We start from the raw sequence: 25,177 nt of genomic DNA on the forward strand, positions 1-25,177 counted from the left end.
GGCAATACGGATTGCTTGTCGTCATATTCCTGGAACGCCTTCAGCAGCAGCGAGACTTAACATCCCGGGCGATGCCTTTTCGCAGACGGAGTGGCGTTACCGACCCTTGCCATTTCCGTTGCCACCGGAATTGCCGTTGCCATTGCCACCGGAATTGCCGTTGCCGTTGCCACCGGAATTGCCGTTGCCGTTGCCACCGGAATTGCCGTTGCCGTTGCCGCCGGAATTGCCATTGCCGTTGCCGCCGGAATTGCCATTCCCGTTGCTGCCGGAGTTGCCATTGCCGTTGCCGCCGGAATTGCCATTGCCGTTGCTGCCGGAGTTGCCATTGCCGTTGCCACCGGAATTGCCATTGCCGTTGCCACCGGAATTTCCGTTGCCATTGCCACCGGAGTTGCCATTGCCGTTGTTCCCCGAGCGGGAATTTCCAGCATTGCCCCGGTTGCCGCCATTGGCAGCTCTTGCTTCAGCTTTGGTAGCTGGCACGTTTTTCACTACACGCGTTTCGAATGAAGGGGCCCGTTTGGGGCCAGAACGCACTTCAGGCTTGTTCTTCCCACTGACGGATAGACCGACGCGGCGCGAAGGGTTGGTTGCGGCCGCCTGACCGGCGCCTACGTCGGCACGATCTCCGGATGCAAAGTCATGAACACCGACAACGCCCCGCCCCACATTGACCGAAGCAGTCCTGTTGCCGACCTTAACCCTGAACTGAGTTCCTTTGACAACGGCGGCAAGGAAAGGGGTTTCCACCTTGAAGTGCCGATACCACCGGCGCTTTACGTCCACATCTACCTGACCACGGTCCTGGTAGACGACCATTCGCTTGATCAGGACGCCCTTCGGCTCAAGCGTCACAACAGAATTTGGAGAAACAACGAATGTTTCTTCACCCCGATTGATGACTACACGCCCACCGCCGGTCTTGATCTTCCATCCCTTGCGCACCGTCATGCCACGCTTGACAGCAAAGGTCTCGCCGGTACGCGTTTGCACCATGACCCGGCCGCTGACGCGTTCGACCGACCAGTGCCACGGCGTGCCACCCGTCTCCACGTCTTGCGACAATGCCTGTTGAGAAAACCAGAAGGCCATAAGGGCAGCCAGCAGAAGCGACGCTGCCAACCGCATCCGGCGATCCCAGAACTGTCCAACGTCATCAGCTTTTGCTGCCATGCAACTGGCCTGACCTGAGCGATTGACGTTTATTTTGTTGGACATGGGAGCCTTCTCTTGACCCGGCTTCAGAAGCTCGGCAAGCTATTCCGCCCCCGTTAACAAGACTTGAATTATAATGGGAAACCTTTTTATTTCATTCTTTTAGTAAAAATTGTTCTATCATCTAACGTTTCCAACTTTTTCCCATATTAGATAAAATTTTAATATTAAAACTATTTAAGATTGTATTTTTGGATTACTAGAGAAAAATCACAATCATAGATACCTGCGATCCCTGATCGAAATGGCGTATGAGGCTCAAAATATTTTTTCAATCAATCCAAAACAAATCGGCCAGGAACCCGTAAGTTCCCGGCCACGCCAGTGAATGATTTCCGTCGGAGTGCAATTTGCATCACGCTGGAGCGTCAGACTGTTGCCAAAAGCTCTTTTTCCACGGACTTGAAAATTTCGACCTGGTCGATGTTCATTTGTTCGACGCCGCAGCGCACGGCTTTCTCGAAAACGGCTCGTTCAGACCCGGCGTAGAACATCTGCGTAATCAATCCGGCCTGCTTTGCCTCGTTTATGAGGTTCTCTTCCAGGTCATCTTCATGGAATTCCAGGATATGCGCACCCTGGGCAACGGCGCGCTCGACCGAACCAACGTGAGCGTAAAGAACCATGCGCCGCAGGTCCGGTACCTTCGCACGAGCTTCAGCGCGGATTGCCTGATCGAACGAAAACGTCCAGGCGTCACTCAGCATGCCGCGGACTGCCAGCATGTCGCGAATTTCCGCGGGGTCGCCTTCCTTGATCTCAACATAGGTGCCAATACGGCCCTTGCAGGTATCCAGAAACGCGTCGAGCCTTGGAACTCGCTCGCCCTTGAAGGTCTCCTTGAACCAGCTCCCTGCATCAAGAAGGTCAATTTCGTCGGAAGTCATATCCGAAATTCGGCCACTTCCATCCGTCGTCCGGTCAACGGTTGCATCGTGCATCACGTAGAGGATGCCATCCCTGGACGGCCGAACATCCAACTCGACAACCTCGGCGCCAAGCGCAATTGCTCCCTCGAGCGAGGCAATCGTGTTTTCCGGAGCCTGAAGGCTGGCTCCGCGGTGGCACACAACGACGGCTTGTTTCACGGTTAGGTCTCCTGTGTCTCCAGAGTGATATCCGGAGCTTGGATAGGGCTGGCAAACGGCCACTCTAGAGGGAAGTCGATGAAACAGGTGCCTGAAATTCTTGATGAAATGATGACACTGCAACTTCCCTCGCAATTTCATGTGCTTACCGGCCGCGACAACCCTTAATTGAATGACTGAACAATTCACTTCTGTCTCGGAACTCTATCGCGATTCTCACCCAATACCGCAGGGTCGACTTTCTATCCCCCCTGACGCTTGAAAATCTTTCCAAAGCCACACAGTTAACGGTGAAGAAATCAACTGAATTATTGTTCAGCATTTACGAACAGTCAGTCAAATTGCACCGCACAATTTTCTTCCTATGTTCCAGTCTGCAGCGTTCATGAGCGAACGCTTCTGGTAACATCTATGAGGTTTGATCATGATCCGTCTCGCAGCTTCTGCGCTTGCCCTTTCCCTCGTCGCAGGCACCGCCCTTGCCGAACCTGTGGCCTACGACTTCGACAAGTCCCACGCCAACCTGGCTTTCTCCTATAACCACCTTGGCTACTCCACGACCGAAGGCCGTTTCGGCGAATGGGAAGGCACGCTGCTGATCGACAAGGACACGCCTGCCAATTCCTCCATCGAATTCACGATCGACGTCGGCAGCCTCGACACGTTCTGGGCAGAGCGCAACGCGCACTTCCTGAGCGCGGACTTCTTTGACGCTGAAAAATTCCCGAAGGCGACCTTCAAGAGCACCAAGGTCGAAAAGACCGGCGACAACCAGCTGGAAGTGACCGGTGACCTGACCATCAAGGACATCACCAAGCCGGTGACCCTGACCGTTGATGTCACTGCACTTGGTGAGCACCCGATGGCAAAGAAGGAAGCTGCCGGTTTTGCCGTTTCCACAGTTCTGAAGCGTTCCGACTATGGAATGGACATGTATGTTCCCTATGTAGGTGACGACATTACCGTGACCTTCCATTCCGAAGCGCTCAAGTCCGACGCGACCAACTAAGTGAACACCCTCGGAGGCCGGACAGACCGGCCTCCGTTTTCCAGGAGCCGCCATGCTGCGCAACACTTCAACCGGGTATGGAAGAATCGCCATCGCGTTCCATTGGACGATGGCAGTCTTGATCATCGGCATGCTTGGCCTCGGCCTCTACATGCACCAGCTTCCCCCGACTGAACAGGCAACCTTTGAACTCTATCAGTTGCACAAGTCGATCGGCTTTGTGGTGCTGACGCTTGCCGTGCTCCGTCTTGTCTGGCGCCTTCTCAACCCTTCGCCGAAACTGCCTGACAACATGCACCCGCTGGAAAAGGCCGGGGCGCATCTGGGACATGTCGGCCTGTACGCGCTTCTGTTTGCACTGCCACTGACCGGCTGGTTCATGGTGTCGGCCTCGCCGTGGGGCATTCCGACCATCCTGTTCAACACCTGGCCAGTGCCGCATCTGCCGGTTCCAGGTGTGCTTGGTTCGCAGGAACAGGCGGAAACCTTCTTCAAGCTGCTGCATGAATACGGCGCCTATCTGCTGATTGCGCTGATTGCCGTCCATGTCGCAGCTGCGCTGAAACACCACTTCATCGCCCGCGACGCCACGTTGAAACGCATGATTTCAACCGCACCCGCCAAGGCCGATAGCTGACAACACGAACTGGAAATCCGCAGATGACATTGAAGCATTTTACATATGCCGTTGCAGTCCTGTCGGCGACGACCTTCACCGCACCGGCGTTTGCCGACACCTGGAAAGTCGAACCGGACAAGAGCAAGCTCGGCTTTGAAGTCAAACAGGGCGGCGGCACGCTGACTGGCGTCTTCGCGTCGTGGGAAGCAGACATCGATTTTGATCCTGCGGCCCCTGAAACCGCCAAGATCAGCGCTGAAATCAAACCCATGAGCGCCACCACCGGCAACGCCCAGTTCGACGGCACCCTGCCTGGCAAGGACTGGTTCAACGCCGGGGACTTCCCGACGGCCGAATTCACGTCCGACACCGTCGAGCTTGTCGAAGGCAACAGCTACCGGGCACAGGGCACGCTCTCCATCAAGGGAATTTCCCAGCCGGTCGAGATGGATTTCACCCTGGACATCGCGGGCGACACCGCCACAGCTAAGGGGACGGCCATCGTCAACAGGCTCGACTATCAGCTTGGCAGCGGCGTCGGCACCGATACGGTCGGAGATATCGTCACCGTTACCCTGGATCTTACGGCGATCCGCTGACATCGCGTTCGGCAAACAAGACTTCCGGCTCCGACCATTTGATCAGGCTGCGGCACTTGGCGTCCGCAGCCTTTTTGCCGTATGAGAACAGCACTCAACGTTCCAGCGCTTCCCGATGTGACGGGAAGCAGCCAGATCAGGAAAGCCTCCTATGAACGCTCCGCTCACACCTCCAGCTTATCAGCACAGCGCCCTTTTCCCTCAGGGAGAAGACAAGACCCCGTATCGGAAATTGACGTCGGACCACGTCAAGACAGCCGAGTTCAACGGCGAAGAGGTACTGGTTGTCGAAGCTGAAGGTCTACGCCTTCTTGCCGAAGAGGCCTTCAAGGACATCAACCATTTCCTGCGTCCAGGCCACCTGGAACAGCTGAAGAAGATCCTGGAAGATCCGGAAGCGACCGAGAACGACAAATTCGTTGCGTTTGATCTCCTGAAAAACGCGAACATCGCCTCCCACGGTGTTCTGCCAATGTGCCAGGACACGGGCACCGCAATCATCATGGGCAAGAAGGGTCGTCGGGTCTGGACCGACGGGTCGGACGAAGCGGCACTCGGCGAAGGTTCCCGGGATGCCTATTTCAAAAAGAACCTGCGGTATTCCCAGCTTGCGCCGATTTCCATGTTCGAGGAAAAGAACACGAGCAACAACATGCCGGCACAGATCGAGCTCTATGCCGAAGGTGAAGATGCCTACAAGTTCCTGTTCATGGCCAAGGGTGGCGGTTCGGCCAACAAGACCTTCCTGTTCCAGGGCACACCATCCCTGCTGACCCATGACCGGCTGGTGGAATTTCTCAAGGAAAAGATCCTCACGCTCGGTACTGCTGCCTGCCCGCCCTATCACCTTGCGATCGTCATCGGCGGCACGTCTGCGGAAATGAACCTCAAGACAGCAAAACTGGCTTCGGCCCGATATCTTGACGGCCTGCCGACACAAGGGTCGGAACTCGGACATGCCTTCCGTGACCTTGAGCTGGAAGCCGAGATCCACAAACTGACCCAGGCAACCGGCGTCGGTGCCCAGTTCGGCGGCAAGTATTTCTGCCACGATGTGCGTGTCATCCGCCTGCCGCGTCACGGCGCGTCCTTGCCAATCGGCCTCGCCGTGTCCTGCTCTGCGGACCGGCAGGCCGTCGGCAAGATCACGAAAGACGGGATTTTCCTGGAACAGCTCGAGATGCACCCGGAAAAATACCTGCCGGAGGTCACCGACGACCACCTGTCCGACAATGTGGTGAAAGTCGACCTGACCCGGCCGATGTCCGAAATCCTGGGCGAACTTTCCAAACACCCGATCAAGACCCGGTTGTCGCTTTCCGGACCGCTGATCGTTGCCCGCGACCTTGCCCATTCCAAGCTGCGCGACCGGCTGGAAAGCGGTGAGCCCCTGCCCGACTATTTCAAGAACCATCCGATCTATTACGCTGGCCCGGCCAAGACACCGGAGGGAATGCCTTCAGGTTCGTTCGGTCCGACAACTGCAGGACGCATGGACGCTTACGTCGATCAGTTCCAGGCAGCTGGCGGTTCCATGGTCATGCTGGCCAAAGGCAACCGTTCCGCTCAGGTGCGCCGCGCCTGCCAGGCTCATGGCGGGTTTTATCTCGGCTCCATCGGCGGTCCGGCCGCTCGCCTTGCGCAGGATTGTATCAAGAAGGTGGAAGTGGTCGAGTTCGAGGAACTGGGCATGGAAGCCGTCTGGAGAATCGAAGTCGAGGATTTCCCGGCCTTTATCGTCATTGATGACAAGGGCAACGACTTCTTCAAGGAATTGAACCTCGGCTGAATGCGGCTTCAGCTGAAAACACCAGACCCGCGGCTGTTGCCGCGGGTTCTTTTTTGTCTGTCGACACACCAACAACAGTAACCACGCGCCGTTTTGGCGCGATTTGGATCGCGGTCATACGATTCGGCATCAGGCGCGGAATCGCCCAATCCGGATCAAAGATAGCTGACGATTTATGCCAAGGCGGGCAAATTCCACAATCTCAGCGAGCAAGCGCGTCTTCATCGCGTTTTTCACGAAAAATCCGTTGCAATTTCAGCACAGACGCAGGACATGGTCGGTGGTCACATCAACGTGAGATTTTCCCGAACGCCGTTTTGCGACATAATAATTAAGAGTGCGGCAAGGACATTTTCGTAACGTCACTTTGATTGAGAATCGCATCGTTGAGGCACGAGCCCGATGCTGATGGGGGATCGGAATGAAGAAACTTTTATTTGTAATGGTTGCGGTTCTGGCGGGCGCTTTTGCGCTGACCGCTCAGGCAGCTCCGCGATATGGCTACTTTGACCACAGCACGAACACCTGGGTCACTCCGAAATATCATCCGGGCGGCCCGTCCCCGGTCAAACGCAAGCGCGTGAAATATGATGGCCCCTACCCTGCAGGCACGATCGTCATCGATACCTCCGAGCGCCGTCTTTATCATGTCCTGCCTGGTGGCAAGGCCATGAAGTACGGCGTCGGCGTAGGCAAGGATGGCTTCCAGTGGGCCGGCACGCACCGCATCACCCGCAAGGCTGAATGGCCGAGCTGGACCCCGCCTGCACAGATGCGTGCTCGTGAACGTGCGAAAGGCCGTATCCTTCCGGCTTACATGCCGGGTGGACCGAACAACCCGATGGGTGCTCGCGCGATGTACATCGGCTCGACCCTCTACCGCATTCACGGCACGACTGAGCCGTGGACCATCGGTTCGGCTGTCTCTTCCGGCTGTATCCGTCTGGCAAATGAAGACGTGATCCACCTCTACAACAGCGTGACTGTTGGTTCGAAGGTCATCGTGAAGCGCTAAACTGCGGCACCAATTATCAAGAAATAAAGCCGGGCCCTGCCCGGCTTTTTTATTTGATGCTCACTTCTAAATCCCAGACTTGATCAATTTTCCGGGATGTGGGCATCGATCAGTACCGCTGCCGCGTTCTTTGCCGCACCTGACGGATCCGGGTCGAACCCCATCTGAGCGGCAACGATTGCCCCCTCCTTGAGAAGGAGGATCTGTCGCGCCAGCAGATCCGCCTCGCGAGACCCCGCGTGTTCCGCAAGGCTCCTGAGTGCCGACAGAAGCAGGCGCTTGTGTTCGGTGGACTGGACATATGCAGGGTGTACAGGGTCCTGAAACTCAGCCGATGCCTTGATGAACATACATCCCTTGAAACCGGGCTCTTCGAACCACTCCTTCAAAATATCAAAAACTGCCAGCAGCTTTTTCCTTGGCGAAAGATCGCGTTCATCCAGCCTGCGCAGGAACCAGTTCCGGAAAGTCTCGTCCCGGTATCTCAACACCGCCAGGATCAGATCATCCTTGGTTCTGAAATGCTTGAACATCGTCGTCTTGGAGATGCCTGTTTCAGCAACAAGCGTATCCATGCCGGTCGCATGGAAACCGTCTCTGTAAAAGACAGCCAGAGACTTGCGTACCAGTTCATCGCGTTTGCTTGGTCGCATGAGCTTCCTTTCTGTACTGACTTGTAAATAGTCAAACATCAGCGATCGTTCAAGATACCCAAAATAGGTGCTACCCAAACAGCCGAAACACGACCTCCTCACGTTTTAATGATCTCAGGCACGAAGTTAGCGCCTTGCCATCATGTACAGATCGGTACATATATAACTCGTAACTGAACAGATCGGTACACATTTATCTGTTTAACACTGCGAGGCAAACCCATGTTCTCACCAAGACCTGCATATCCGCGCGGCTTCTATCTCTTCGGCGCACTTGTTGCCGGGGTACTTGTGATCACATCAGCCTTGACCCCGGCCCCCCAGCCGCTGGACGCCCGCCTTCATGCGGGGTTGGCCTCGTCTCCTCAAATTCAGACTCTGGAGCTAGCGCGATGACAGAACAGCGCCCCCCGCTGCCGCCTTTTACCCTTGAGACCGCCCGCCAGAAGGTGCGTGCTGCGGAAGACGGCTGGAACAGCCGGAACCCGGAGAAGGTCTCGCTAGCCTATACACCGGACACCATTTGGCGGAACCGGTCGGACTTTCCGGTCGGTCGGGAGCAAGTGGTGGAATTCCTCACCAGCAAATGGCAGAGGGAACAGGAGTACCGCCTGATCAAGGAACTGTGGACCTTTGCCGGCAACCGGATTGCGGTTCGCTTTGCCTACGAATGGCACGATGCGGCCGGACAATGGTACCGCTCCTACGGCAACGAGAATTGGGAGTTCGCTCCCAATGGACTGATGCATCGCCGATTTGCCAGCATCAATGATCTCGCCATTTCCGCGAATGATCGCAAGATGCACTGGCCTCAGGGCCCGCGCCCGGCAGACCATCCTGGCCTGAGTGAACTCGGACTTTAAACATCCACAACCCACAAGCCCGCGAAAGCCCGGAACGTTTCAAGACGTTCAAGCAACCGGTGCCCTGCGTTCAGCAGGACACCGGCCGGTTATCTAAAAGACCGGCAGGGCAACTCAATGTCCGGACAGCATCATCTCGCCGTCGTGCAGGAAACAGCCCTTGTCGAAGTGCGATAGATCGACAGGATTGGTCGTGCGGATATCGGAGAACCCAGGCAGTGACCGGATCTCGGGATCAAAGCTTCTGTGGACCTGCGACAGGAAGACGAGCGTGATACGCTGCTTGTTTGCAAATTGTCTCAGCTCCTCGATCTGCGCACCGAGCGGAGGTTGCGAGCGATGCTGATCCATGACCTGAAGATAATCGATGACGGCTATGGAGCCCGGCACAGCGTCAGCCAGCGTCTCTTCAATCTTCTCGGCGCAGACGTTGTCGGTAAGCCTAATCCGGAACGATCCCGATTTTTCCGGATCGCGGTACCCGCTGGCGGATAGCTTCATACGAACATCGCGATAAGAACATTCTGACGAGAAGAACACGGACGTTCTGCCAGCCTTGGCCGCTTCTGCAAGCAACTCAAGCCCCAGCACCGTTTTGCCGTGCCCTGGCCGTGCACCAAGGATGACCATATCGCCGGGTTCAAGCGCTGACAAAAGCATGACCGACGGGCCTTTGTCGCGTACAGCAGACGCGAGATGGCTCCAGCTTCTGAAACCTTCGCGAACAGCAATTGCGTCCAATGCGCGGCTCAACGCGATGGATTTGCTGCGGGCGAGTGTCCGGGCTTCACGCTTCAGGCGGAAAACGGGTGCAGTGAGTTTCATGGTGCGACCTCCAGATCGCGTGCATCAGCCGCAGTCCCTCCATATGCGAACGCACGATCGTCTGGTTGCCAGTATGAAACGACCCTGCAGTTCGGCTGCTGCTCCTGATGGAGGGGGATGGCTTGGGTCGAGCCACCCATTTGTAGCTGATTCCAGCTGGCTTCAGCCAGCCCAGCCAGCTCTCAGTCAACGATCCCGTGTCAGGCCCTTGGCCGCCAGTTCCTGCAGGTAGACACCCCAGTGTGCTTCCGGATCTCTGCCTAGCTCGAGGAAATACGTCCAGGTAAAAATCCCGGAGTTATGCATGTCGTCAAAATGGATACGGACAGCATAGTTGCCGACAGGTTCGATCTTCATGATCTCGACGTTGCGTTTGCCGGGCACGGTCTGCTTCTGGGACGGATTGTGGCCCTTCACTTCCGCCGAAGGCGAACACACCCGGAGATATTCAGCAGACAATTCGTGCCGTTCACCCGTGTTGAAAGCAACAGTCAGGCTCTTCTTGTCTTTCGATACGCGTAGTTCCGTCGGCCAGGGAGCAGTCGGGTCGGTCATCTCCGGGTCCTTTGATTCCACCCGGCACATGTCGCCGGGACTTGCGCGCGGACGATACCGGTAGCACCGGCACCGTCAAGCGGCGTCTTGTCCCGCCTGCTTCACCGCTTCATAGCCGTCGAGCGCTGCCTTGCGTGCCTTGGCATGGTCGACCAGCGGTTTCGGATATGTCTCGCCAAGCGTGATACCTGCCTTTTTCAGGGTTTCGGCCGGGGCATCAAACGGCGCAAAGAGATAGTGCGTGTCCAGATCGCGCAGCTCTGGAACCCATTTGCGGATGTACACACCGTCCGGATCGAATTTTTCTCCCTGGGTGATCGGGTTGAAGACCCGAAAATAGGGAGCAGCATCAGCACCTGATCCTGCGACCCACTGCCAGCTTGCGGAATTGTTGGCAAGGTCCGCATCCACCAGCGTGTCGCGGAACCAGGCCTCGCCTTGGTGCCAATGAATACGCAGATGCTTGATCAGGAAACTCGCCACGATCATGCGCACCCGGTTGTGCATGTATCCGGTCTGCCAGAGTTCGCGCATGCCGGCGTCGACAATCGGATATCCCGTTTGTCCTTTCTGCCACTTCTCCAACGCGTCGCCCGGCTCCTGCCAGGGATAGGAATCAAAGGTTGAACGCCAGTTGTCCGACGGCAATTTCGGAAAATGGTAGAGCAAGTGGTACGCAAATTCCCGCCAGGCAATCTCGGACAGGAATTTCATACCGTCACCGGCAACCGACGATTTCCGGTCCATTACCTTCTGCGTTGCATGCCAGATCTGTCGGGGTGAGATTTCGCCGAAGTGGAGATGCGGCGACAAGCGCGACACGTTCGGAAGATCCGGGCGATTGCGCAATGTGCCATAGCCCTTTAAGCCTTCCTCGAAGAAGCCTTCCAGCCGCTCCGCAGCACCGGCTTCACCGGGCTGCCAGCAATCCTCCCATCCCTTTGCCCAGTTCGGTTTCGTGGGCAAGAGGTCAAAGCTCTCAAGCTTTTCACCGCCATCGTAGTCCGCAAATTCCAGCTTCTCCGGTGCTGGCAAGATGTCATCGATGGTCTTTTGCTGAGCAGCCTTCCAGAACGGCGAATACACCTTGAAGGGGCCGCCGGATTTTGTCTCCAGTTCCCAGGGTTCGAACAAGAGGGACGCCTTGAAGCTTTTGACTTCAAACCCGTCTTCTTTCAGCACCTTCTTGAGATCGGTGTCCCGCTCGATTGCATGTGGTTCGTAGCATCGATTCCAGAAGACGGCCTCGGCCTCGACTTCCTTTGCAAGCTGTGGGATCAGGTGTCTCGCGCTCCCCCGCAGGAAGATCAGACCTGGCAGATCCGCCTTCAATGACGCCAGGCTATGATGCAGCCACCAGAGGCTTGCCCCGCCAAGCGGGTGCGTTTCACCGGTCTGCTCTGCTGGTTCAAGGATGAAGACCGGAAGGACACGCCCCTTGCGGGCCGCCTCGAGCAGGGCCGGATTGTCCTTGATGCGCAAATCCTGTCGAAACCAAACAAGTGTTGTCATGCTGCTCCTGCCGCTTGCTACAGCTCAGATACGCCGCAAAACACTATCGGATCAACGGCGTGCCGGATTTATTGGCTCCAATACCGGGCGAGCGGCAAGTAAAGTGGAGCTCCTAGGATTGTGACCGGACCAAGCACTCGTCAGTGGGCGCTTCGATGCATGTTCCTGGTCGCGCAGGCGAGCGAATTCCGGCATCTTTCCAATTGATTTGACAAGAGTACACTCACGAGTTTACCTGATGCCGTAAACCGGACATTTGCAGTCCGGTTTCAATTGATCTTGCCCGCATCGACGCCATATGATCTGGATAAGATAAAAATCGAGGGAGAGCGAAACGTGACAGACGGCAAGATTGTGGTCCCGGCACAAGCGGCAATCGGAAAAGCGGAATCACATGGTCCGATGATCGACCCGTTCGGCCGCGCCGTCACCTACCTTCGCGTCTCCGTGACTGATCGTTGCGATTTCCGTTGCGTGTATTGCATGGCGGAAGACATGACCTTCCTGCCCAAACGCGAAGTGCTCAGCCTTGAAGAGCTCGACCGCCTGTGCACTGCCTTCATCGAAAAAGGCGTCCGTAAACTGCGCCTGACCGGCGGTGAGCCGCTGGTCCGCAAGAATATCATGAGCCTTATCCGCAGCCTTGGCCGGCATCTGGACAGTGGCGCTCTGGAAGAGTTGACCCTGACCACCAACGGCTCGCAGCTCGCCCGCTACGCGCAGGAACTCTACGATTGCGGCGTGCGCCGGATCAATGTGTCGATCGATACGCTCGATCCGCAGAAATTCAAGGCAGTCACCCGCTGGGGCGACCTTGGCAAGGTCATGGACGGGATCCGCGCAGCGACTGCCGCAGGCCTCCAGATCAAGATCAATATGGTTGCTCTCAAGGACGTCAACGAGCATGAGATCGTGACGATGCTTGAGTGGTGTCATGAGCACGGTCACGACCTGACCCTGATCGAGACCATGCCACTTGGCGAGATCGACGGCGACCGCACGGACCAGTATCTGCCGCTCTCGACCGTGCGTGCGCGCCTGGGCGAGCAATTCACATTGACGGACATCCCCTACAAGACTGGCGGACCTGCCCGGTATGTGACTATCGAGGAAACCGGTGGTCGTCTCGGCTTCATCACGCCGATGACGCATAACTTCTGTGAAAGCTGCAACCGGGTGCGCGTCACCTGCACCGGCCAGCTATACATGTGCCTTGGTCAGGAAGACATGTCGGATCTTCGGGCGCCTCTGCGCGCTTCGGAAGGCAACGACCTTCTGAACGATGCGATTGATGAGGCCATCGGACGGAAGCCAAAAGGGCATGATTTCGTAATTGACCGGAACCGCAACCAGCCTGCAGTTTCCCGGCACATGAGCGTCACCGGCGGTTAAACAGCCAAACCTTCAGTTACCCAGGCAACAGCAAGTTCAGCGACCTTGAAAACCGGCAAAACTATTCTGCCGGAACGAGGTCGGCGCGCGTGGTGTAGAACCTGATGCAGACGGTCGCGATCAGGCTGCACCCGATGCCCAGTCCCATCATCAGGATCATGCCCCAGGGCGAGGAGGCCAGCAGGCCATCGGCATAAAGCGAGGCGACAATGGATCCGGCCAGCGCGCCCATGGCGACCTGAAGTGACGCCGTCAGGCCGGAAGCAGCTCCCGTCAACTCCGGCCGCACACTGACAGCACCGGACAAGGCACTTGGCAGGCAAACCCCATTGCCGAGACCAAGAAGGAACATCGGCAGGAAGAGGCTGGGCGCGCTCAACGCTCCGAAATAGGCAAACCCGGAGATTATCGCCACGCAGACAACGCCGATGAGAGTGCCGGACAGTATCATCCGAAACAGGCCAACTCGCTCGGCAAACCGGCCGGAGATGAAGTTTCCAGCGATATAACCGAGCGCCACGAACATGAAGTAGAACCCCATTTCCTGCGCACTCAGGGACAGGAGATCGGCGGCGATAAAGGGAGCCCCTCCCAGATAGGCGAAGTAGGCAAGCGCGTTGGACGCCGCTGTCAGACTGTAGCTCCAGTAGAGCGGCTCACGGCAGAGGGTCGCGTAGGATTTCAGGATCTGCCGCCCACCGGCCGCTTTTCGGTTCAGGTGCGTTTCAGGCAGAAGCGCAATGCTTGCCCACAGAACCGCCACTCCGAACATCAGCAGCAGCACAAACCCGCCCTGCCAGCCATAGTATTGATCCAGAATTCCGCCGATTGCTGGTGCCACTGTCGGCATCACCGCCATGCCCATCGTGACGTAGCCGATCATGCTGGCCGCCTGCTTGGGGCTGTAGAGATCACGCAGGATCGCACGGCCAAGGACCATTCCCGTACAGCCACCGGCTGCCTGAAGAACCCGGGCGGCGATCAAGGCTTCGATTGTTTGTGCAAACAGACAGAACACGCTGCCGATTACGAACAAAGCCATGCCGAGAATGATTACCGGCCGGCGGCCGAACTGATCCGACAAGGGTCCCCAGAACAACTGGGAAACCGCAACCGCGATGAAATAAGCGGACATCGACAGCTGGATCTCTCCCGCGGTTGCGGAAAAGACCACCATCATCCCTGCCAGGGACGGCAGGTATATCTGCATGGCAAGCGGGCTGACCGATGAAATCGCTACAAGCACCGCCAGGGATGGTTTGGCATCGGTGCTGGAAGTCTGAGTTCGGCTGGTGAGCATGCCCGGGAAGGAACCTTTTGGTTTTCACCCTCGCGGGCGATATATTCAGGTTCGAATATATATTGGCCGCGTGATCCGGGCGTGAAAACCTGAATTGTTACAGGCCCAACATCGAAAGACGGCAGAAACCGCTAATGTTTCCCCTCATTGACTTTGAAATTGTTTCAAATTTTCAAGGCTGACCCGAGCCTTCGCAACGGGTGGAAACTGCTGCATTTCACGGATACATCTGCGATCAACACCACTAGTGCTGCAGCCAGCTAAACCCGGACGAAAAAAGGCCACAGCTCTCGCCGTGGCCAAAACTTGTCTCGTCGCCTAATCAGGAATTACCCAGGGATCGACCCTGCCCTGTATCAATCGAAGACGATGTTGGGGGCGGCTCGTGTGGGTTCCGCGCTCTCCCGATCAATGCTGTCGAGTACCTTGGCAGCAATGTCCTTGTAGATGCCTGCGACTGAGCCTTCCGGATCGGACACCACCACCGGTGTTCCGGCATCGGAGGTTTCACGGATCTTCATCGTCAAGGGCACTTCGCCCAGGAACGGAACGTTCAGTCGGTCCGCTTCCGCACGCGCTCCGCCATGGCCGAAGATATCATGGCGACCACCGCAATCGGGGCACAGGAAGTAGCTCATGTTCTCGACAATCCCCAGCACGGGAACATCGACACGCTTGAACATGTTGAGACCCTTGCGGGCATCGATCAGGGCAAGGTCCTGCGGTGTCGACACGATCACAGCTCCGGCCAGCGGCACTTGCTGGGCCATGGTGAGCTGGGCGTCGCCGGTTCCCGGTGGCATGTCGACGACAAGGACGTCAAGTTCGCCCCAGGCCACTTCGCGCAACATCTGGGTAAGCGCGGAAATCACCATCGGTCCACGCCAGATCATTGGCGTTTCCTCTTCCACCATGAAGCCCATGGACATCACCTTGATGCCATAGCCTTCCATTGGCTTGAGCATTCTGCCCGACAAAGCTTCCGGCCTGCCGGAAACATTAAACAGCCGCGGCACCGAGGGCCCGTAGATATCAGCATCCAGGACGCCGACCTTCTTGCCGAGGGAGGCCATCGCCAAGGCGAGGTTCGCCGTGGTGGTAGATTTGCCAACACCGCCCTTGCCGGACGCAACCGCAACAATGTGCTTGATGCCCGGCACGCCCGGTTTTGCAGGCGCTTGCTCTTCCGCAGGTCGCCGAGGCTGTTGGGGGGCTGGTTTGTGAGCTGATTGTGGTGCCGCATTGCGAGCGCCGCCTGCCGCCCGTTCGGCAGTCAGCGCGACCATCACGGTTTCGACGCCATCCACTTCCTTGACCACCTTTTCAGCGGCCTGGCGCAGAGGCTCAAGCTCCTGTGCGCGCTCTGCGGGAACTGTGATGGAAAAAACAACACGGCCATCGGACACAAACACATCCGAGACAAGGCCCAACGAGACGATATCGCCTTCAAGGTCTGGTCCCTTGATCTGCCTCAGTCGTTCCATGACTGCGCTTTTTATGGTGTCGGTCATCTTTCGGTCCTGTTTCGTACACCGGCCACTGTGTTCAACCGGCTATTTCCGGTACGAACTCTAGTTCGCCGCTCCTTTCAGGCAACCTGCCAAAATGAAGCACGGCGCGTTCCGGTTTCAGACCGCGAGTCATAGAAGGGGTGAAAATCCGACACAAGCCCTGCGCAGTTGAAAGCCGCAAGCTTCAGAAGCTTTCATAACCATGGAATTGGCCATGGTTGCTGCTGGATCTCGTGATTGTTACCCCTCCTCAAAGGGAGACAATGTTTTCGTTGAACAGTCAGACGGCCCGGTTAATTTGTTACGGCCCTACACAGCGTCCTTCCCAAGACATTCCAGTTTCAGGAATTTGACATGCCAACCTGCCTCATCACCGCAGCCAATCGCGGGATCGGTTATGAACTTGCCCGCGCCGCACTGGACAGTGGTTGGACCGTTTACGGCTCCGTCCGCACGCAGCAGTCGGCTGACGAGACAGCGGAACGGCTCGGCAAAGATTTTCATCCGTTGGTTTTCGATGTGAGAGACCATGCCGCCGTTCGCGCGGCCGCCGGCGACCTCGACACCCCGCTGAACCTTTTGATCAACAACGCGGGCATCATCACTCCGGAACGTCAAAGCGCGCTCGATATGGATTTCGAGGGTTTTGCCGAAACCCTGGCCGTCAACACCCTTGCACCTTTGGCGGTCTCACAAGCTTTCTTGCCTCATTTGCGCCGGTCGGGATCCAGTCGAATCCTGACTATCTCCAGCCAGATGGCCTGGATGGGATACCGGAAGTCGGACACCCTCGCCTACCGTGCCTCCAAGGCGGCAGTGAACAAGGTCATGCAGGGGCTGGCGACCGATCTGGAATCCGAAGGCATTCCGGTCGCACTGATAGATCCGGGCTGGGTGCGTACGGACATGGGCGGCCAGTTGGCAGACAATGACCCGGTGGATGTGGCGCGGGGCGTTCTGAAGATTGCCGGTTCCCTGTCTGTTACCGATACCGGAAAGTTCTTCAAATGGAGCGGAGAAGAGCGTCCGTTCTGACCTGCCAATTCGACTGGAGACACATGATGGCCTGGCCTCTCCCCGTAACCCTGAAGGGCAGTACCGGCACACTTGCGCCCTTGAGCCTTTCCCACGCCGCCGATCTGTCTGAAGCTGCCGCCGACGGCGAACTGTGGAAGCTTTGGTATACCAGCGTCCCGAAGCCGGATGCCGTTCGGGCGGAAATTGAAAGACGGCTCTCGCTTCAGGAAGCCGGCTCGATGCTTCCGTTCGCCGTGTTGACGCCAACCGGCAAGGCCGTCGGCATGACGACCTATATGAACATCGATGCGGCCAACAAGCGCGTCGAAATCGGTTCGACCTGGTATCGCAAGGCCGTGCAGCGCACTCGCCTCAACACGGAATGCAAACGCATGCTGCTGGCACATGCGTTTGAGGAACTGGACTGCATCGCGGTCGAATTCCGGACGCACTTCATGAATCACCAGAGCCGCGCCGCGATCGAAAGGCTAGGTGCCAAACTGGATGGTGTTCTGCGATCCCACCAGCGCTCGCCCAATGGAGCGCTCAGAGATACGGCGGTTTATTCGATTCTTCCTCACGAGTGGCCTGCCGTAAGAGCCAGTCTGGATTTCAAGCTCGAAGCCGGTGCCTGACCTCCTTATCCACACAAAGATGTGCGCACGTTGTTTTGCACAGTTTTCTTGTTCTGTTCACCGGACCGCAAAGCACACTTTTGCGGAGGACTTGGCGACGCTTCGGTAACACGAAAAACTCTTCTTCGTATTTGATTCAAATTTTAAGCAAATGTGAGGAATTGAAGCGCAGGCTGGTTTCATCGGCAAAAGGATGGACACACCATGGAACTTTACCGCGCCTGCTACCGAAGCAAGATCAACTGGGGCAAGATGCGTCTGCCCCTGCCCGACGAAATCGACAAGACGTTGCTGCGTATTCGGCGGATCAACAGAAAGGCCGGCGTAACCGGTGCGCTTCTGCTGGTCGATCAGCACATCATCCAGGTTCTGGAAGGCCTGACCGGCCCGGTGCTTGATACCGTCTATTGCGTGATGAACGATCCGCGTCTTGAAGCTATCGAGGGCATCATTCACGAACCGGCGGATTTCCGGCTGTTCCCGAATTCGCTGATGTTCTTCCGGGATCTGACCGATGGACTGGCTGCTTCCAAGCACGACGTGCTGCGCCCTCTGCTTGACCACCCTGCCGACGTAACGCGGGAAGAAGCCTACCGGGCGTTCGGACATTTCGCGCAGGAACTTCAGGAAGGCCGCCTGACCAACGACATGTTGATGATCTGAGCCGCTCCGGGTTTTCTGCCACGGAGCCCCAGCTCATCACATGTTTCGCAAAATTATCCGGTCCGTGGCCGCAAGGTCCTAGTCCGATTGCCAGGCATGCCGATATTGTGCGCCCTTGTTAACTGGGGGATTGCATCATGTCAGGCAGGTTCGCCGGCCTTCGCCCGGTATCAGCCGGCTTTCTTGCCGCCATTGTCGGCTTTGCAAGTTCATTCGCTATCGTCATTCAAGGGCTGACAGCAGCCGGCGCTTCCCCAGCCGAAGCAACCAGCGGCCTGATGGCACTGTCCATTTCCATGGGCCTTTGCGCGATCGTTGCCTCCCTCGCCACGAAGATCCCCGTCAGCATCGCGTGGTCGACACCCGGTGCCGCGCTCCTTGCGACAGCCGGCCCGCTCGAAGGAGGCTTTTCGGCAGCCGTTGGTGCTTTTCTGGTTTGTGGCGCGCTTATCGTACTCGCGGGCCTGATCAAGCCTTTCGGACGGGCGGTCGCAGCCATTCCGGCACCACTTGCCAACGCGATGCTGGCAGGTGTCCTGTTCGGACTGTGCCTTGCGCCGGTGAGAGCTGTCGCAGAACTGCCTTACAGCGCACTAGCCATCATTGCCGTCTGGGCGATTGCCCTGCGCTTTTTCAGGCTCTTCGCGGTTCCCCTTGCCATGGTCATGACATTCGCGATCGGCCTTTCGAGCAGCGGCCCGATCGACCTGAGCAACGTCCAGCCGATCACCGAACCAGTCTGGATCGCACCCTCGTTTTCCCTGGAAGCATTGATCAGTATCGCGCTGCCGCTCTTCATCGTGACGATGGCGTCCCAGAACATCCCTGGCGTCGCCGTGCTGTCCGCCTATGGCTACCGCCCCAAAAGCGGACCGCTTTTCACTCTCTCCGGCGTCTTCAGTTTGCTGTCTGCCCCATTTGGCGGACATGCGGTCAACCTTGCCGCCATCACGGCAGCAATGTGCGCAGGTGAAGATGCGCACAAGGATCCGGCAAAGCGTTACTGGGCGGCCGCGACCGCAGGTGCGGTCTATGTCCTGTTCGGCCTATTCGCAGGACTGGTGATGGCCTTTGTCGCGGCCACGCCGACTATCCTGATCGAAGCCGTTGCGGGATTGGCCCTGCTGGGTGCTTTTGCCTTTTCCATCAGCGAGGCCACAAAGGCTCCCACGGACAGGGACAGTGCCATCATTACCTTCATGGTGACGGCTTCCGGGGTTAGTTTCCTGGGTGTTTCGGGTGCATTCTGGGGACTGCTGGCCGGCGGTGCCTTCATGGCACTTTCGCGAACCAAAACGGCAAAGTAACACCTTGCCCCGCGGCAATCGCGTCCCATAGTGTTGAGACAATCGAAGCAAATGGAGTCGTTTGCCTGTGTCAGGCTCATATGTGCTGCAACCCGACCCGGAAGATTCGCGTCTTTCGACGTCCGTAACCGGTATCGATCAGGACGGACAGCCGGTCGAAACGCGTGTCGTGACGGAAAAACCCCTGACCCTCTACCTGAATTCTCAGGAAGTGGTCACCATGATGACCATTGGCGATCATCCGGACCTTCTCGCCGTCGGTTATCTGAAAAACCAGAACATGCTGGCCGAAGACGATGTCATCACCGGCATCGACCATGATGACGATCTGGATGTTGTGGTGGTTCGCACCGAGCGCGAAACCAATTTCGAGGAAAAGCTGAAGAAGAAGGTGCGCACCTCCGGCTGCGCCCAGGGCACGGTGTTCGGCGATGTCATGGACGGCTTCGATACCGTTCAACTCGACGAGGACGCCCGTCTCAACACTTCATGGCTCTATGCGCTGACCAAAACCATCAACACAACACCTTCCCTCTATCTCGAGGCGGGGGCGATCCATGGCTGTGTTCTGTGCCAGAAAGACCGTGCGCTGGTCTACATGGAAGATGTCGGCCGCCACAATGCGGTCGACAAGATCGCAGGCTGGATGGTCCTGAACGACATCCCCGCACACGACAAGATCTTCTATACCACTGGCAGACTGACCTCCGAAATGGTCATCAAGACCGTGATGATGGGCATTCCGATCCTCGTGTCACGCTCGGGGTTTACCGCCTGGGGCGTCGAACTCGCACGCAAGGCCGGCCTTACGCTGATCGGCCGCGCACGCGGCAAGCGGTTCGTTGCCTTGTCCGGTCACGACAGGATCGTGTTCGACATGTCCGCAAGCGACGTGGAAGACGAGCCGGATACGGCCCGCCGAAAAGGGAGCGTCCCGGCAGAATGACCAGACACAAGAAGACCCTTGAGAGCAGCAAGGTGCTTGGTTGCGTACTTGCCGGCGGCCAATCCCGCAGAATGGGCGGCGGCGACAAGAGCCTGATGGATCTTGGCGGCAAGACGATGCTTGATATGATCCTCGCCCGTCTGAAACCACAGCTGCACGATATAATCCTGAACGCCAATGGTGACCCAGACCGGTTTGCGCGCTTTCAGCTGCCTGTTGCCGCTGATCCGGTAGGCGATTTCGCAGGACCGCTGGCAGGTGTCCTGGCCGGCATGACTTATGCTCACAACGAACGACCGGATATCAGCCATGTGATTTCGGTAGCCGGTGACACGCCGTTTTTCCCTACCAGCCTTGTCAGCCGGTTCTGTGCTGCAGTCCCCGGTGACAGACCGGTCATTGCCCTCGCCTCCTCTGCGGACAAGCTCCACCCTGTCTTCGGTCTTTGGCCTGTCAGCCTGAAAGCGGATCTCGAGGACTGGCTGCAATCCGGCAAGACAGGCAAGGTGCTTGCCTTTGTCGACTGTTACGACAGTGTCGAAGTCGCCTTCGATGCGGATCCCGACAGCGGGTTGGACCCCTTCTTCAATGCCAACAAACCTGATGACCTTTCGACTGTCAGAGACGCGCTGAGCTTACATTCCAGATGACCACCACCCCTGTATTCGGCATCACCGGCTGGAAGAATTCCGGCAAGACACAACTCGTGGCGAGCCTCGTGGCCGAGTTCACCGCGCGGGGCCTGAAGGTTTCGACCGTAAAGCATGCTCATCACGGCTTCGATATCGACAAGCCGGGCACGGACAGTTTCCGGCACCGCGAAGCAGGTGCAGTGGAAGTTGCACTGGTGTCTGGACGCCGTTGGGCCTTGATGCATGAACTGAAAGAGGAAGACGAGCCGCCGTTGGAAGACGTTCTGGAGCGGCTTGCTCCCTGCGACCTGATCCTGATCGAAGGCTACAAGAGCGAACCCCATCCGAAGATCGAGGCACGCAGAACCGAGGCAAGCGAACGCGGCCCCCTTGCCGTTTCCGATCCGAATATTCTGGCCATCGCAACCGATCACGATTTACCGGACGAGGTGTTGCCGGTGTTTCATCTGGACGACATTGCCGCCATGGCGAATTTCATCGAGACCCATCTCGGGCTGAAAAGGTCGACAACATGACCGGCAAACAGCTTCTGGATGACTGCTTCCTGCACGACAAGGACCGCCTGCGCCACCACGAGGCGCTGGAGATCCTGAAACAGCGGCTGCATTGCATTGCCGAGACCGAAACCGTACCCCTGCAGGATGCCGCCGAACGCATCCTTGCAGGTACGGTGACCGCTCCCCGCAACGTGCCACTGGCCGACAATTCAGCCGTTGACGGTTACGCCTTCCGCAACGCCGATTTCGAGGAAGCCGGAGGTTTCTTCCGTCTGGAACAGAGGATAGCTGCAGGGCACGCGAGCAACGCCGATCTTGGCCCATGGGCAGCAGCCCGGATCTTTACTGGAGCGGTGATGCCACCCGGTGCGGATACGGTCGCCATGCAGGAAGATTGTGAAACGCACCAGCAGGATGGGCAGGACTTCGTGATCGTGCCGCAAGGCCTGAAAACGGGTGCCAACCGCCGCAAGGCGGGAGAAGACGTGGCGGAGGGAACGACGCTGCTGAGCCCCGGTCAGCGCTTGCGCCCGCAAGATATCGCGGCAATCGCGTCCACCGGACAGGCAGACGTTTCCGTTTACCGGAAACTGAAGGTGGCCCTTGTGTCGACAGGCGATGAGCTACGCCGGCCTGGCGACCTCATCACGCTCGGAGACGTTTACGATTCCAACCACTTTCTGCTGCGCAGCCTGTGCGCAACGCTGCCTGTCGAGATCGACGATCTGGGCATTCTGAAAGATGACGCCGACGCACTTGAAGAGGTGCTTTCGACGGCAGCAGCCAGCCATGACGTGATCCTGACCACCGGCGGAGCAAGCCGCGGCGAGGAAGATCACATGCTCAAGGTTCTGGACAAGATCGGAAAACGCCACATGTGGCAGCTTGCTATCAAGCCTGGCCGACCGATGATGTTCGGAAATATCGGATCCTGCGTTGTCCTCGGACTGCCGGGAAACCCGGTTGCCGCGATGGTCTGTTTTCTGCTTTACGCACGGCCGGTCTTCAGCGTTCTTGGCGGAGGTGCCTTTCTGGAGCCGCAGGCCTTTCAGGTTCCGGCAGCCTTCGAAGTTCCCAAGAAAAAGCCGGACCGCCGAGAGTTCTACCGTGCTTATCTGAAGCCTCGTCCAGACGGATCACTTGCAGCGCATAAATTCCAGCGCGACGGCTCCGGCCTGATCACTGGCCTGCGCGAGGCCGACGGTCTTATCGAAATACCTGAAGACGTGACCTCGATCCGCAAGGGTGAGCTGGTATCCTTCCTGCCCTTCTCCGGGTTCGGACTGCGCTGACCCGGCATCGTTGCCGGGCCAGAAAGAGTTTCTTCGTTAGTAGGCGTAGGGCCAGTTGGCCGGGACGAAGCGGTAACCCTCGCCGTCCTTTGCAACACGGCCCATACCGGGAAACGGAATATGCGCGCCTGCAAAGAACAACTTGTCGGCGGCGGCCTGGTCCAGGAATGTCTTGCGTGTCGACACTGCCTGCCCGGGATCAATGTCGAACCCGATACCCCAGTCCGGCCGGTTGAACTGATAGACGGCCATATGGACGATATCGCCTGCAATCACGAGGGTTTCGCCGTTGCTGTCGAACAGATAGCCGGTATGCCCCGGCGTGTGACCCGGAAGAGCCATCGGCCGGATGCCGGACAGGATTTCCTTGTCGCCGGAAATCAGGGTCTGGCTGTCCTTGTAGGCATCGGCAGCCTTGCGTGCACCGAGGAAGAACGGTTTGAACTGCTCGGGAGCGCCGTTCATTGCCGCATCATCGAACCAGAAGGCCTTGTCCACCTCCGGGAGGATCAGTTCCGCATTCTTGAACACCTTGTTGCCGTCACCATCGATCACGCCGAAGAGGTGATCCGGATGCATGTGGGTGATCAACAGCGCGTCCACCTGATCGGGCGATACACCTGCGGCTGCCAAGGCATCCGGCAGACGCCCCATGGTCGGGCCCAGAGCATCCGCAGTGCCGGCATCGACAAGGATCAGCCGGTCACCGGTGTTGACTAGGTAGGCATTGACGGGAATACGCAATGCCTCACCTTCAACCATGGCTGCATCTCTCAGGCGCTGCCCTTCTGATGCGTCGTAGCCGATCACCAGTTCCGGCGTGACATCGAGATAGCCGTCGAGCAAGGCGGTGATTTCAAGATCGCCGACCTTGTAGCGGAGTGCACCTGCCATCGGCTTTCCGGCCTGATCGACAGCGGCCTCTGCGGGTGCGGAAAGAAAAGTGACACCACCGGCAGCGGCAAGCGCCCCTGCCCCGGCAGCCGCACCGAGCAGCGAACGTCTGGAAACGGAAATCTGTGAAGTGGTCATAATTGGCCTCCCGGCTCGACCTGATGGAAAACTTTGACGCTCGAACCGTTGGATCGGTCCGGCAGCCCTAAAAGTGTTTCATTGGCTTTGTTTTTAAAGCGGCCAATATCTTATATTACTCATAACCCGTGCTTATGTATGAGATCGTTCCTCACTCGCTCTCCAACTGGGGCCGCCATGGACAAGCTTTCCTCCCTTTCCGGCTTTGTGCAGGCTGTCAATCTCGGCAGCTTCTCAGCAGCTGCAAAACTTCTCGGCATCTCGCAACCTGCCGTCAGCCAGCAGGTTCGGGCGCTTGAAGACGATCTGGGCATCAGACTGCTGAATCGGACCACACGTCAACTCAGCCTGACGGAAGCCGGGGAACGCTATTATGCCTATGCAAGGGATATTCTGGAGCGCCTCGATGAGGCCGACCGCTCGGTTCAGAGTGAAGAGGCCCAGATGTCCGGCCCGCTATCGGTGGGGCTGCCCCTTGGCTTTGCGGAAACCATCCTTTCGGACTTCCTGATCCGCTTCAAGAAGGATCACCCCGGCATCCTGCTGGATGTGTCGTTGTCCGACCAGTTTGTCGATGTCATCCAGCAACGGCTCGATGTGGCAATCCGCATGGGTGAGATCGAGGACGACCGGCTGATTGTTCGAAGGCTCGGGCTTGCTCAGCGCTGCCTGGTGGCATCACCAGACTATCTGGATAAACGTGGACGCCCTGACCATCCCGACGAGCTGCCCGATCACGATTACTTGCTTTACAAGAACATCGCGACCGGGAACCGGGTTCCGTTCATCAGTCCGATCGGTGAAAAGCTGTCTATCAAGATCACGCCGACAATGCTGGTCAACAACTCTTCGACCCTGCGCCGTGCGGCACTCGCCGGTCTCGGAATTGCGCTTTCCAATCGCTGGCTCATCGAGCCGTACCTGCGAACGGGAGACCTGGAAGTGGTGCTGCCACAATGGCAATACCCGCCGCACCCGGTCCATGCGGTCTATCCTTCCAATCGGTTCATTCCGCTGAAAGTACGCCGGTTTGTCGACAGCCTTTATAGCTTCTTCGAAGACGAAGGCGCATTCCAGTACGCCGGCAAACCTGATTCAGGCAGCCGTGATTTTCAGCAACGTGAGGACACTGCGTTGGCCAGCGACGCGGTTACGGCCTGATAGCCGCCCGGCGGCTGGCGCCGGGC

General features: G+C 57.6%; 25 protein-coding genes and 1 pseudogene. 17 read left to right on the forward strand and 9 right to left on the reverse strand.

Annotation, left to right across the window (positions count from 1 at the left end; translation table 11 throughout):
• Positions 1 to 90: 90 nt before the first annotated feature.
• A complete protein-coding gene (locus tag HCG46_RS28690) occupies positions 91 to 513 on the forward strand; it encodes a hypothetical protein (RefSeq protein WP_353621828.1) in 423 nt (140 codons plus the stop codon).
• 201 nt (positions 514 to 714) lie between these two features.
• On the opposite strand, the pseudogene HCG46_RS28695 reads toward HCG46_RS28690, so the two are convergent.
• Positions 715 to 1,221: pseudogene (locus HCG46_RS28695) on the reverse strand (hypothetical protein); the annotation flags it as partial.
• A 365-nt stretch (positions 1,222 to 1,586) separates the two neighbouring features.
• Positions 1,587 to 2,306 (reverse strand): glycerophosphodiester phosphodiesterase family protein, encoded by a 720-nt coding sequence (locus HCG46_RS18060; RefSeq protein ID WP_168686984.1) that lies wholly within the window; start codon positions 2,304 to 2,306, stop codon positions 1,587 to 1,589.
• A gap of 424 nt (positions 2,307 to 2,730) precedes the next feature.
• Here HCG46_RS18060 and HCG46_RS18065 point away from each other — a divergent pair, with 424 nt between their 5' ends.
• From HCG46_RS18065 to HCG46_RS18085, 5 genes are all read left to right on the forward strand, one after another.
• Entirely contained in the window at positions 2,731 to 3,315 is a 585-nt protein-coding gene (locus tag HCG46_RS18065; RefSeq protein WP_022999451.1) for a YceI family protein, read from the forward strand.
• Between the two features lie 52 nt (positions 3,316 to 3,367).
• On the forward strand, positions 3,368 to 3,952 hold the full coding sequence (locus HCG46_RS18070; protein WP_077293030.1) for a cytochrome b: 585 nt from the start codon (positions 3,368 to 3,370) through the stop codon (positions 3,950 to 3,952).
• A 23-nt stretch (positions 3,953 to 3,975) separates the two neighbouring features.
• The gene (locus HCG46_RS18075) at positions 3,976 to 4,533 is read left to right on the forward strand and encodes a YceI family protein (protein ID WP_168686985.1); all 558 of its coding nucleotides are present in this window, start codon (positions 3,976 to 3,978) and stop codon (positions 4,531 to 4,533) included.
• A gap of 151 nt (positions 4,534 to 4,684) precedes the next feature.
• Entirely contained in the window at positions 4,685 to 6,322 is a 1,638-nt protein-coding gene (locus HCG46_RS18080) for a fumarate hydratase (protein WP_075283804.1), read from the forward strand.
• Positions 6,323 to 6,743: 421 nt separating this feature from the next.
• On the forward strand, positions 6,744 to 7,337 hold the full coding sequence (locus tag HCG46_RS18085; RefSeq protein WP_031268808.1) for a L,D-transpeptidase: 594 nt from the start codon (positions 6,744 to 6,746) through the stop codon (positions 7,335 to 7,337).
• Between the two features lie 83 nt (positions 7,338 to 7,420).
• On the opposite strand, the gene HCG46_RS18090 is transcribed toward HCG46_RS18085, so the two are convergent.
• Positions 7,421 to 7,990 (reverse strand): TetR/AcrR family transcriptional regulator, encoded by a 570-nt coding sequence (locus tag HCG46_RS18090; RefSeq protein WP_168686986.1) that lies wholly within the window; start codon positions 7,988 to 7,990, stop codon positions 7,421 to 7,423.
• Between the two features lie 392 nt (positions 7,991 to 8,382).
• On the opposite strand from HCG46_RS18090, the gene HCG46_RS18095 reads away from it, so the two are divergent.
• Entirely contained in the window at positions 8,383 to 8,853 is a 471-nt protein-coding gene (locus HCG46_RS18095) for a nuclear transport factor 2 family protein (protein ID WP_022999458.1), read from the forward strand.
• A 114-nt stretch (positions 8,854 to 8,967) separates the two neighbouring features.
• Here HCG46_RS18095 and HCG46_RS18100 read toward each other — a convergent pair whose 3' ends face one another.
• The 3 genes from HCG46_RS18100 to HCG46_RS18110 all read right to left on the reverse strand — a co-directional run bounded on the left by HCG46_RS18100 (position 8,968) and on the right by HCG46_RS18110 (position 11,745).
• Positions 8,968 to 9,678 carry a DNA helicase gene (locus HCG46_RS18100; RefSeq protein ID WP_168686987.1) on the reverse strand — a complete coding sequence of 237 codons (711 nt, stop codon included), beginning with the start codon at positions 9,676 to 9,678 and terminating at the stop codon, positions 8,968 to 8,970.
• A 186-nt stretch (positions 9,679 to 9,864) separates the two neighbouring features.
• Complete coding sequence (locus HCG46_RS18105) at positions 9,865 to 10,233, reverse strand: DUF971 domain-containing protein (protein ID WP_031268809.1); 369 nt, start codon at positions 10,231 to 10,233, stop codon at positions 9,865 to 9,867.
• Between the two features lie 75 nt (positions 10,234 to 10,308).
• The gene (locus HCG46_RS18110) at positions 10,309 to 11,745 is read right to left on the reverse strand and encodes a deoxyribodipyrimidine photo-lyase (protein WP_168686988.1); all 1,437 of its coding nucleotides are present in this window, start codon (positions 11,743 to 11,745) and stop codon (positions 10,309 to 10,311) included.
• 402 nt (positions 11,746 to 12,147) lie between these two features.
• On the opposite strand from HCG46_RS18110, the gene moaA reads away from it, so the two are divergent.
• On the forward strand, positions 12,148 to 13,137 hold the full coding sequence (gene moaA / locus HCG46_RS18115; RefSeq protein WP_031268810.1) for a GTP 3',8-cyclase MoaA: 990 nt from the start codon (positions 12,148 to 12,150) through the stop codon (positions 13,135 to 13,137).
• Positions 13,138 to 13,198: 61 nt separating this feature from the next.
• On the opposite strand, the gene HCG46_RS18120 is transcribed toward moaA, so the two are convergent.
• Both HCG46_RS18120 and HCG46_RS18125 read right to left on the reverse strand, forming a co-directional pair.
• Positions 13,199 to 14,437, reverse strand: coding sequence for a multidrug effflux MFS transporter (locus HCG46_RS18120; protein WP_022999463.1), 1,239 nt, complete (start codon positions 14,435 to 14,437; stop codon positions 13,199 to 13,201).
• A gap of 356 nt (positions 14,438 to 14,793) precedes the next feature.
• Complete coding sequence (locus HCG46_RS18125; protein ID WP_168686989.1) at positions 14,794 to 15,948, reverse strand: Mrp/NBP35 family ATP-binding protein; 1,155 nt, start codon at positions 15,946 to 15,948, stop codon at positions 14,794 to 14,796.
• A 354-nt stretch (positions 15,949 to 16,302) separates the two neighbouring features.
• Here HCG46_RS18125 and HCG46_RS18130 point away from each other — a divergent pair, with 354 nt between their 5' ends.
• The 8 genes from HCG46_RS18130 to glp all read left to right on the forward strand — a co-directional run bounded on the left by HCG46_RS18130 (position 16,303) and on the right by glp (position 22,958).
• Entirely contained in the window at positions 16,303 to 16,983 is a 681-nt protein-coding gene (locus tag HCG46_RS18130) for an SDR family oxidoreductase (protein WP_168686990.1), read from the forward strand.
• 26 nt (positions 16,984 to 17,009) lie between these two features.
• On the forward strand, positions 17,010 to 17,600 hold the full coding sequence (locus HCG46_RS18135; RefSeq protein ID WP_209009519.1) for a GNAT family protein: 591 nt from the start codon (positions 17,010 to 17,012) through the stop codon (positions 17,598 to 17,600).
• A 204-nt stretch (positions 17,601 to 17,804) separates the two neighbouring features.
• Positions 17,805 to 18,263 carry a BLUF domain-containing protein gene (locus HCG46_RS18140; protein WP_152506763.1) on the forward strand — a complete coding sequence of 153 codons (459 nt, stop codon included), beginning with the start codon at positions 17,805 to 17,807 and terminating at the stop codon, positions 18,261 to 18,263.
• Positions 18,264 to 18,400: 137 nt separating this feature from the next.
• The gene (locus HCG46_RS18145; protein ID WP_168686991.1) at positions 18,401 to 19,570 is read left to right on the forward strand and encodes a benzoate/H(+) symporter BenE family transporter; all 1,170 of its coding nucleotides are present in this window, start codon (positions 18,401 to 18,403) and stop codon (positions 19,568 to 19,570) included.
• Between the two features lie 67 nt (positions 19,571 to 19,637).
• A complete protein-coding gene (gene fdhD, locus HCG46_RS18150; protein WP_168686992.1) occupies positions 19,638 to 20,516 on the forward strand; it encodes a formate dehydrogenase accessory sulfurtransferase FdhD in 879 nt (292 codons plus the stop codon).
• Positions 20,513 to 21,166, forward strand: a complete 654-nt coding sequence (mobA, locus tag HCG46_RS18155; RefSeq protein WP_055653869.1) for a molybdenum cofactor guanylyltransferase MobA — start codon at positions 20,513 to 20,515, stop codon at positions 21,164 to 21,166. Before fdhD ends, mobA begins: the two co-directional genes overlap by 4 nt.
• Complete coding sequence (mobB, locus tag HCG46_RS18160; RefSeq protein WP_022999471.1) at positions 21,163 to 21,684, forward strand: molybdopterin-guanine dinucleotide biosynthesis protein B; 522 nt, start codon at positions 21,163 to 21,165, stop codon at positions 21,682 to 21,684. Before mobA ends, mobB begins: the two co-directional genes overlap by 4 nt.
• A complete protein-coding gene (gene glp, locus HCG46_RS18165) occupies positions 21,681 to 22,958 on the forward strand; it encodes a gephyrin-like molybdotransferase Glp (protein ID WP_168686993.1) in 1,278 nt (425 codons plus the stop codon). Before mobB ends, glp begins: the two co-directional genes overlap by 4 nt.
• Before the next feature lie 36 nt (positions 22,959 to 22,994).
• Here the strand turns inward: glp and HCG46_RS18170 are convergent, their stop codons facing one another.
• Positions 22,995 to 23,990: an MBL fold metallo-hydrolase gene (locus tag HCG46_RS18170; RefSeq protein WP_075283816.1), complete on the reverse strand. Its 996-nt coding sequence runs from the start codon at positions 23,988 to 23,990 to the stop codon at positions 22,995 to 22,997.
• A 177-nt stretch (positions 23,991 to 24,167) separates the two neighbouring features.
• Between HCG46_RS18170 and HCG46_RS18175 the strand changes: the two genes are divergently transcribed.
• On the forward strand, positions 24,168 to 25,151 hold the full coding sequence (locus HCG46_RS18175) for a LysR family transcriptional regulator (RefSeq protein WP_209009520.1): 984 nt from the start codon (positions 24,168 to 24,170) through the stop codon (positions 25,149 to 25,151).
• Positions 25,152 to 25,177 lie beyond the last annotated feature (26 nt).

Origin of the sequence: Labrenzia sp. PO1, from assembly GCF_012273635.1 — a bacterium.
GTDB classification, from domain to species: Bacteria; Pseudomonadota; Alphaproteobacteria; order Rhizobiales; family Stappiaceae; genus Roseibium; species Roseibium algicola.